The organism is Pseudomonas sp. SIMBA_068, assembly GCF_046534705.1.
Classification (GTDB): Bacteria; Pseudomonadota; Gammaproteobacteria; order Pseudomonadales; family Pseudomonadaceae; genus Aquipseudomonas; species Aquipseudomonas putida.
This window is the reverse complement of sequence record NZ_JAWRYI010001856.1, coordinates 1-230: the sequence shown is the minus strand read 5'-3', so window position 1 is coordinate 230 and position 230 is coordinate 1. Positions and strand designations below refer to the sequence as shown.

The following is a 230-nucleotide window of genomic DNA, read 5'->3' as shown; positions in this document are numbered from 1 at the left end:
GGCCATGTCCAAGGCCTTGATCACCAGGTCGGCATCGGGCTTCGATGAAAACGCCCAGCCCACCACGCGGCGGGCGAACAGATCAATCACAGCCGCCAAATAGTGCCAGCGACCTTGAGCCCAGACATACGTGATGTCACCACACCAGACCTCATTGGGTGCCGATACGCTGAACTCTCGATCCAGCACGTTCGGAATATCCGGCCGCTCGACCGTCGCCTTTTTGTAGG

The 230-nt window shown here is 59.1% G+C and carries 1 protein-coding gene; it reads right to left on the bottom strand.

What is annotated here, in order from left to right; translation table 11 throughout:
- Window positions 1–230, bottom strand: a 230-nt coding sequence (locus SB756_RS36200; RefSeq protein WP_410914076.1) for a DDE-type integrase/transposase/recombinase, incomplete at both ends; no start/stop codon positions are given.